This window comes from Klebsiella scottii, assembly GCF_036561945.1.
GTDB lineage: Bacteria > Pseudomonadota > Gammaproteobacteria > Enterobacterales > Enterobacteriaceae > Klebsiella > Klebsiella scottii.
Genome location: NZ_JARXNI010000018.1, coordinates 384,706 through 392,722, shown reverse-complemented (window position 1 = coordinate 392,722; position 8,017 = coordinate 384,706). Strand labels below are relative to the sequence as shown.

Annotated in this window: 6 protein-coding genes and 1 rRNA gene; 4 read left to right on the top strand and 3 right to left on the bottom strand. The window is 53.9% G+C overall.

Annotated features, from left to right (window positions below; genetic code table 11):
- Positions 1-5 precede the first annotated feature (5 nt).
- Positions 6-121 (top strand): 5S ribosomal RNA (gene rrf, locus QFI97_RS03715).
- A gap of 51 nt (positions 122-172) precedes the next feature.
- On the opposite strand, the gene QFI97_RS03710 is transcribed toward rrf, so the two are convergent.
- The 3 genes from QFI97_RS03710 to QFI97_RS03700 are packed head-to-tail and all read right to left on the bottom strand — an operon-like array spanning position 173 to position 3,514.
- The gene (locus QFI97_RS03710; protein ID WP_095104804.1) at positions 173-919 is read right to left on the bottom strand and encodes a Crp/Fnr family transcriptional regulator; all 747 of its coding nucleotides are present in this window, start codon (positions 917-919) and stop codon (positions 173-175) included.
- Positions 920-971: 52 nt separating this feature from the next.
- Entirely contained in the window at positions 972-2,342 is a 1,371-nt protein-coding gene (locus QFI97_RS03705) for an MFS transporter (protein ID WP_346430594.1), read from the bottom strand.
- 59 nt (positions 2,343-2,401) lie between these two features.
- Positions 2,402-3,514, bottom strand: a complete 1,113-nt coding sequence (locus QFI97_RS03700) for a mandelate racemase/muconate lactonizing enzyme family protein (RefSeq protein WP_346430593.1) — start codon at positions 3,512-3,514, stop codon at positions 2,402-2,404.
- A gap of 367 nt (positions 3,515-3,881) precedes the next feature.
- On the opposite strand from QFI97_RS03700, the gene metA reads away from it, so the two are divergent.
- From metA to aceA, 3 genes are all read left to right on the top strand, one after another.
- Positions 3,882-4,811, top strand: coding sequence for a homoserine O-acetyltransferase MetA (metA, locus tag QFI97_RS03695; protein ID WP_095104808.1), 930 nt, complete (start codon positions 3,882-3,884; stop codon positions 4,809-4,811).
- 260 nt (positions 4,812-5,071) lie between these two features.
- The gene (gene aceB, locus QFI97_RS03690; protein WP_346430592.1) at positions 5,072-6,673 is read left to right on the top strand and encodes a malate synthase A; all 1,602 of its coding nucleotides are present in this window, start codon (positions 5,072-5,074) and stop codon (positions 6,671-6,673) included.
- Positions 6,674-6,707: 34 nt separating this feature from the next.
- The gene (gene aceA / locus QFI97_RS03685) at positions 6,708-8,012 is read left to right on the top strand and encodes an isocitrate lyase (RefSeq protein ID WP_095104812.1); all 1,305 of its coding nucleotides are present in this window, start codon (positions 6,708-6,710) and stop codon (positions 8,010-8,012) included.
- Positions 8,013-8,017: the final 5 nt, after the last annotated feature.

Sequence of the window (8,017 nt, the reverse complement as noted above, 5' to 3'; positions counted from 1 at the left end):
ATTTGCCTGGCGGCAACAGCGCGGTGGTCCCACCTGACCCCATGCCGAACTCAGAAGTGAAACGCCGTAGCGCCGATGGTAGTGTGGGGTCTCCCCATGTGAGAGTAGGGAACTGCCAGGCATCAAACCAGTAAGAAGCCCATCCGCGAGGATGGGCTTTTTGCGTTTTGGGCTATTCATCTTCATCGATATAGAGTTGCCTGAGCGCGCTCATATTCACGATTAAAATCTTGCCGTATTTTGCCTCGATCCATCCCAACTTTTCCCATGCAACCAGACGCTTATTAATCGTCTGACGGGTGGTATTGATAATGGTTGCCAGGTCGTCCTGGGTTAAGTAAAGGTTGATTAATACGCCTTTCTCATGCCATTCGCCATAGCCTTCCGACAAGCTCACCAGACGTTTCGCCAGACGGGCTGAGACGGATAAAAGCGCGCTGTCATGGAGCATCGTGAAGGCGTTGCGCACCACTTTACACAGCAGTAGTGCCAGAAAATGGTGGAGGATGGGATAGTGCTGCAAAAGCGACTCCACGTCGCGCGGCTTCAGCGTCAGCAGTATTGTTTTGCCAAGAGCTCTGGCATCGTGGGTACGGACTGATTTGTCGATCATACCGATTTCACCAAACCAGTTGCCGGGCGAAAGATAGCGAAAAATACACTCTTTGCCATCGGCTGAGACGGAGCTGACTTTGACGGATCCGGTAATGACCGCATACAGCGCCTGTGATTCATCTCCGCGATAGTGGATCACTTCACCGTTTTCATACTGATAAAAGCTGGCACGGGACAACATCTGCCCACTAAGATAATCAGGTAGCGCCCGGAACCAGCTACTGGTCAGCAGGATCGCCTGGATCTCATCCTGCTGAAGATTCCATTCATGTGACTCCTGTGCTACGGCCAATATCTTAACCATCGTTGTTGCTGTCCTGATGTTGATTATTGTCGCAGCACTGTATCATTTCCGATTAATCAGAGTGCCGGAGATATGTCGCCTCACCGGATTTCATGGCGTGTGCCGGGGAGGGTATCGTCTGCGCTTTATCAATCCCAAACCGTCGCAATGCCAGAATCATCAGGCTACCTGATGCCGTGACCAGCGCGAGGAAATAGAGCCCTGCCTGCGGTGAGTTGAAGGAATGCTCTGCCCAGACGCGTAGATTTGGGGCGACGAAGCCTCCTAAATTGCCCATTGAGTTAATGAGAGCGATCCCCGAAGCTGCGGCTGCTCCGCCCAGGTACGATGAGGGAAATGTCCAGTAAAGTGGCTGCATGGCAAGGTGTCCCGCAGCCGCAACGCATAGGGCGACAATCGCGATGAGCGGTATACTCTCAGCGAAGCCAGATAACGCGATGCCCACGGCTCCGCACATGAAAGTGACAGCTGCAACGTAGCGGCGTTCCTGCAGTTTTTCGGCGATCCGTGGCACGTAATACACCGCAATGGCGGCACACAATGGTGGGATAGCGGTGACAAAGCCAACCAGCAGACCGACTTTCGTGCCCATCAGAGTGGCGATCTGGGTTGGCAGGAAGAAATAGATCCCGTAACCGCAAACCTGGACGGTGAACCAAATCAGGCATAGGTAGAGCACGCGTACATCCAGTAGGGCCTGCCACACGCCTTTTGGACCATGGGCCAGTTTCATCTGCTCTTCATGATTAAGTGTCTGGCTTAGCGCCGCTTTCTCTTGCTGCGTTAACCACCTGGCGTCGTCAGGACGATCGTCCAGATAGAAAAAGACCCAAATCCCGACGGCTGAGGCCAACAAACCTTCGACGACGAACATCAACTGCCAGCCATGCAGGCCGAATGCCAGCGTCGTACCTTCCAGAGAAAGCAGCGAGCCGGAAAGCGGGCCGCCGATGATAAAGGCCAGCGGTGCGCCAAACAGAAAATAGCCGGTAACACGTGCGCGGATATGTTGCGGGAACCAGAAAGTCAGATAGAGAATGACGCCGGGAAAGAACCCTGCTTCACTCACCCCCAGCAGAAAACGTAAGAAGATAAACATCGTTTCGGTATGTGCAAACATCATTGCCGCAGAGACCAGACCCCAGGTGATCATGATCCTCGCCAGCCAGACCCGGGCGCCAATGCGGTAAAGCAGAATATTACTTGGGACTTCAAAAATGGCATAACCGATAAAAAAGATGCCGGCGCCAAAGGCGTAGGCTGCATCGCTTAGCCCTGTGTCCAGCTGGAATTCTTGTTTTGCAAAGCCGATATTTGAACGATCCAGATAGGCCAGAATAAACATCAGCGTGACCATCGGGATGATCCGTCGTATGGATTTACGTATTGCCTGTGATAAATCAAGATCGGTAGGGGCGGGCATAGTTCACCTCTTGGTATTTGTCATTATTTTTTGTCGTCCAGACGATGTACCTGTGAGGGTTATCTGACGCTAAAACGCTCAAGGGCTTCCCGCCGCAGCGTGGTGCCTGCGCCTGGCGCCGTGGGGAGAGAATAGAACCCTTCTTTCACTTCTACCGGATCGACGAAACACTCCAACGTCCAGGGGATAAATTCCAGCAGCGAGCAGGCCGGGTGCGCGATGACCAGATGCAACTGAGCCTGCATCATGTCACCGTGATGCGGTGTTACCGGCAGGTTAAATGCCTGCCCGAGGTCGGCAATTTCCCAGACTGCCGTCAGTCCACCGCAGCGCGTGGCGTCTGGTTGTAGGTAATCGACCGCCCCAGCGAGTACAAACTCTTTAAAAGAATCAAAATGATATAGTAGTTCTCCCAGGGCGAGAGGTGTGCTGATATGCTTGGCCAGCGCGCGGTGACTGGATACATCGTCATGCCACATCGGCTCTTCAAACCAGGTAATGTCAAAATCAGCCAGCCGTGAACCATACTGTTTGGCAGTGCTGATATCCCATTTGGCGTTCGCATCCACCATCAGATTGACGTCATCGCCGATCGCTTTTCTGACGGCTTCAATCCGCCTGAGGTCTTCTCGCGGGTCTGGCTTGCCGATTTTCATTTTGATGGCATTAAAGCCCTCTTCAAAAATCATCTTCTTACAGTCATCGACCAACTCGTCGGTCTCCCTGACTAACCAGCCACAATCGGTGTTATAGGCGGAAATGCGAGTGTGCTGTGAGCCGCCAAAAATTTTCCACAGCGGCTGTTCAACCATCTTGGCTTTCAGATCCCACAGCGCAATATCAATGGCAGAGAGCGCCATCTGCATCAATCCTCCGCGTCCTACCCAGATATTGGTTGAACTGCGGGATAATTTACGGTGCAGGTAACGAACTTCATTGGCATCTTCCCCGAGTAGCATCGGACCGAAAACATCGCTGATAATGGTGGTGAGCAATCTGTCGGTAGCGATATCAGCATGGGTACCCGTATAACCGTAACCGACCAGCCCGTTGTCCGTCTCAATCATGACGCCGGGCATGCCCCAGTGTGTAATGCTGTGTGTAGAATCGCCGATGATATTTTTGGTTACCGGCACGTGCATAATAAATGTCGTCAGTTTGGTGATTTTCATGCTTGCTTCCTGTGGCTGTAAGACCTGATGGATTGCCGCAATGTAGCAATGGTCTTTCGGGAAGGCTGTCAAACGGTTTACACATCACCAGCGGCTGGCGAGATTAATTAAAATATTTGATACGGATCGCGAATTGCTCACATCCTCCTGGCGGGGATGGCCTTTTTATCTTTTTTATTCTTTGCTAAGCAGTAACGGATAGACACGGCTCGGGCCGTCAACCTCACAACGTTTCGCCACGTTAAACCGAATGGGGTTGAAACTTTTTCACCTTCTACGTGCAGACTCGACATTTTATTTATTCCTGGTTATTGTTAGCTGTCTGGATGTCTAAACGTTTATACGTATGCTATGAGGTAATAAAGTTATGCCTATTCGGGTGCAGGACGAGCTACCGGCCGTCAATTTCTTGCGTAGTGAGAACGTCTTTGTGATGACGACAACGCGCGCAACGACCCAGGAAATTCGTCCGCTGAAGGTGCTTATCCTCAACCTGATGCCGAAGAAAATCGAGACTGAAAATCAGTTCCTGCGGCTGCTATCAAATTCTCCGCTCCAGCTTGATATCCAGCTGTTGCGTATCGACGCGCGTGAATCCCGCAACACGCCAACCGAGCATCTGAACAACTTCTACTGCAACTTTGAGGACATCTGCGACCAGAACTTTGATGGACTGATCGTCACCGGCGCACCGCTGGGGCTGGTTGAATTCAACGATGTGGCCTACTGGCCGCAGATTAAGCAGGTGCTGGAGTGGGCAAAGGATCATGTGACCTCGACGCTTTTTGTCTGTTGGGCCGTACAGGCCGCGCTCAATATCCTTTATGGCATCCCCAAGCAAACCCGCACTGAAAAAATCTCCGGCGTATTTGAACACCATATTTTGCACCCGCATGCGCTACTGACCCGCGGTTTCGACGATACCTTCCTCGCGCCACACTCGCGCTATGCCGATTTTCCGGCCGCATTGATCCGCGACTATACCGATTTAGAGATCCTGGCAGAAACCGAAGAGGGCGATGCCTATCTGTTTGCCAGCAAAGATAAGCGCATTGCCTTCGTCACCGGGCATCCGGAATACGATGCCGGTACCCTGGCGGGCGAGTTTTTCCGCGATGTGGAAGCGGGACTCAGCCCGGAAGTTCCGACCAATTATTTCCCGCATGATGACCCGCAAAACAAACCGCGGGCCAGCTGGAGAAGTCACGGAAACCTGCTGTTTGCCAACTGGCTGAACTACTATGTCTACCAAATCACGCCATACGATCTGCGGAATATGAATCCGACTCTGGATTAATCCTCCAGCCAACGCGATCCTAAAGCGTTTCAGCATTTTGCCTCTGGCACCTTCGGGTGCCTTTTTTGTTTCCGAAATTCAATTCATACGCGGAATAAACTTTAATTTTAATGTTATCAATATGTTGAATTGATATTAAAATTAAAATGGAAATTGTTTTTGATTTTGGAAAAATAATGCGTAGTCTTAATTGTGTTGAGCGAAAACCAGACAACGATCTTTCACTCGCGCCAACTGGATCAACCAAGAGGAGCTGCACAATGACGCAACAGGCGACAATCACTGACGAACTGGCCTTCGGCCAGCCTTATGGCGAGCAGGAAAAGCAGGTCTTAACGCCCGAGGCGGTGGAGTTCCTGGCGGAACTGGTGAGCCGCTTTACGCCTGAGCGCAATAGGCTGCTGGCGGCACGTATCCAGCAGCAGCAGGACATAGACGACGGAAAGCTGCCAGATTTTATTTCGGAAACAGCTTCCATTCGTAACGGTGACTGGACGATTCGCGGTATTCCGGCTGATTTACAGGATCGCCGGGTGGAGATCACCGGCCCCGTTGAACGCAAAATGGTGATTAACGCTCTGAATGCCAACGTGAAAGTATTTATGGCTGACTTTGAGGATTCGCTGGCGCCTGACTGGAACAAAGTTATCGATGGTCAGATTAACCTGCGTGATGCGGTCAACGGCACCATCAGCTATACCAACGAAGCGGGAAAAATCTACCAGCTGAAGCCCGATCCTGCGGTGCTGGTTTGCCGGGTGCGCGGCCTGCATCTGCCGGAAAAGCACGTCACCTGGCGCGGGGAGTCGATTCCCGGCAGCCTGTTTGATTTCGCGCTCTATTTCTTCCATAACCACCGGGCTTTGCTGGCGAAAGGAAGCGGCCCCTATTTCTATCTGCCGAAGACGCAGGCCTGGCAGGAAGCGGCCTGGTGGAGCGAAGTTTTCAGCTACACCGAAGATCGGTTTGAACTGCCGCGCGGCACCATCAAGGCGACGCTGCTGATTGAAACGCTACCGGCGGTGTTCCAGATGGATGAAATTCTCCATGCGCTGCGGGACCATATCGTTGGCCTGAACTGCGGGCGTTGGGACTACATTTTCAGCTACATCAAAACCTTAAAAAACCATGCTGACCGTGTTTTACCCGACCGCCAGGTGGTGACGATGGACAAATCGTTCCTCAACGCCTATTCACGCCTGCTGATAAAGACCTGTCACAAGCGCGGCGCGTTTGCGATGGGCGGCATGGCGGCCTTTATCCCCAGCAAGGACGCCGAACGGAACCGCCAGGTGCTCGGCAAAGTCACCGCCGATAAAGAGCTGGAAGCCAAAAACGGCCATGACGGCACCTGGATTGCCCACCCGGGCCTCGCGGATACGGCGATGGAGGTTTTCAATCGCGTGCTGGGCGAACGGACCAATCAGCTGGGCGTCAGCCGGGAACAGGATGCGCCGATTACCGCCGAGCAGCTGCTGGAGCCCTGCGACGGCGAGCGCACCGAAGCCGGGATGCGCGCCAACATTCGCGTGGCGGTGCAGTACATCGAAGCCTGGATCTCCGGCAACGGCTGCGTACCGATTTATGGCCTGATGGAAGATGCGGCCACGGCCGAAATCTCGCGCACCTCTATCTGGCAATGGATCCATCATCAAAAGACGCTAAGCGACGGGACGCCGGTGACCAAAGCGCTGTTCCGCCAGTGGCTGGGCGAGGAGCTGATGGTTATTCAGGACGAGCTGGGCGAGCACCGCTACAGCAGCGGCCGCTTTGACGATGCCGCGCGGCTGATGGAACAAATCACTACCTCAGACGAACTGATTGATTTCTTAACGTTGCCTGGCTACCGCCTGCTGGCGTAATTCACCCACTCGTGACCCTATGGAGCATCTGCACATGAAAACTCGTACTCAGCAAATCGAAGAATTAAACAAAGAGTGGACACAGCCGCGTTGGGAAGGCATTACCCGCCCATATAGCGCAGAAGAAGTGGTGAAATTACGCGGCTCGGTCAACCCGGAATGTACCCTGGCGCAGCTTGGTGCGGCCAAAATGTGGCGACTGCTGCACGGTGGCTCGAAGAAGGGCTATATCAACAGCCTTGGCGCGCTGACCGGTGGGCAGGCGCTGCAGCAGGCGAAGGCGGGGATCGAGGCGATTTATCTCTCCGGCTGGCAGGTGGCGGCGGATGCAAACCTGGCTTCCAGCATGTATCCGGATCAATCGCTGTACCCGGCCAACTCGGTGCCGGCGGTGGTGGATCGGATCAACAATACCTTCCGTCGCGCCGATCAGATCCAGTGGTCTGCCGGCATTGAATCAGACGATCCGCGCTATACCGACTATTTCCTGCCGATCGTGGCGGATGCTGAAGCCGGCTTCGGCGGCGTGCTGAATGCGTTTGAGCTGATGAAATCGATGATTGAGGCCGGTGCAGCGGCGGTTCACTTTGAAGATCAGCTGGCGTCAGTGAAAAAATGCGGCCATATGGGCGGAAAAGTGCTGGTTCCGACGCAGGAAGCTATCCAGAAGCTGGTGGCCGCTCGCCTGGCGGCAGACGTCATGGGCGTACCGACGCTGGTCATCGCCCGAACCGACGCCGATGCTGCGGATCTGATCACCTCCGACTGCGATCCGTACGATCGTGAATTTATTACCGGCGATCGCACCAGTGAAGGCTTTTTCCGCACTCACGCCGGCATTGAGCAGGCGATTAGCCGCGGCCTGGCCTATGCGCCGTACGCTGACCTGGTGTGGTGCGAAACGTCTAAGCCGGATCTCGAACAGGCTAAGCGCTTTGCCGACGCTATCCACGCGCGCTTCCCTGGCAAACTGCTGGCCTATAACTGCTCGCCGTCGTTTAACTGGAAGAAAAACCTCGATGACGCCACCATCGCTCGCTTCCAGCAGGCGCTGTCCGATATGGGCTACAAATATCAGTTCATTACTCTGGCGGGCATTCACAGCATGTGGTTCAACATGTTCGACCTCGCCCGCTCCTATGCGCAGGGTGAGGGGATGAAGCACTACGTTGAGAAGGTGCAGCAGCCGGAGTTTGCCGCCGCAGCGGAAGGGTACACCTTCGTTTCCCACCAGCAGGAGGTGGGCACCGGCTACTTCGATAAGGTGACCACCATTATTCAGGGCGGCGCTTCATCAGTCACCGCCCTGACCGGCTCAACGGAAGAAGAGCAGTTCTGATTGTT

Coding starts and splice junctions, on each gene's coding strand:
- QFI97_RS03710 (WP_095104804.1), bottom strand. CDS start 919: ATGGTTAAGATATTGGCCGTAGCACAGGAGTCACATGAATGGAATCTT.
- QFI97_RS03705 (WP_346430594.1), bottom strand. CDS start 2,342: ATGCCCGCCCCTACCGATCTTGATTTATCACAGGCAATACGTAAATCC.
- QFI97_RS03700 (WP_346430593.1), bottom strand. CDS start 3,514: ATGAAAATCACCAAACTGACGACATTTATTATGCACGTGCCGGTAACC.
- metA (WP_095104808.1), top strand. CDS start 3,882: ATGCCTATTCGGGTGCAGGACGAGCTACCGGCCGTCAATTTCTTGCGT.
- aceB (WP_346430592.1), top strand. CDS start 5,072: ATGACGCAACAGGCGACAATCACTGACGAACTGGCCTTCGGCCAGCCT.
- aceA (WP_095104812.1), top strand. CDS start 6,708: ATGAAAACTCGTACTCAGCAAATCGAAGAATTAAACAAAGAGTGGACA.